Origin of the sequence: Vibrio marinisediminis (genome assembly GCF_014050145.1) — a bacterium.
Classification (GTDB): domain Bacteria; phylum Pseudomonadota; class Gammaproteobacteria; order Enterobacterales; family Vibrionaceae; genus Vibrio; species Vibrio marinisediminis.
Map to the genome: position 1 here is coordinate 1 of NZ_JACFYF010000227.1, position 278 is coordinate 278.

At 46.0% G+C, this 278-nt stretch carries 1 protein-coding gene; it reads right to left on the minus strand.

Translation table 11 applies throughout. The features are described from left to right. A partial coding sequence (locus tag H2O73_RS21925; protein WP_220457749.1) for a hypothetical protein occupies positions 1–278 on the minus strand: 278 nt, incomplete at both ends.

Genomic DNA, 278 nt, shown 5'->3' on the forward strand with positions numbered 1-278 from the left:
CCTTAAAAAACGCCGTTTCGAAAGGCTTTCAAGTGCATTCCGAATATCCTGTCCGTTGTTCTTGATCGTATTGTATCTAGGTCTTTCCGGCCGCTCCTTCATGATCTCTTCATAGTCAGTGCAGATCTGCTTGAATTGCTTTGCAAGATGAGGGCCGTTGGCCAAAGCAAACAAAAGTTCTATATACCGGTCAGTCCCTTTCTGCACGGCGCTGTCATAAGCGGTTCTCAGTCTAGTCGCCGCCTTGTCTGAAGCATTGTTTAGCGCAGATTTAAAAA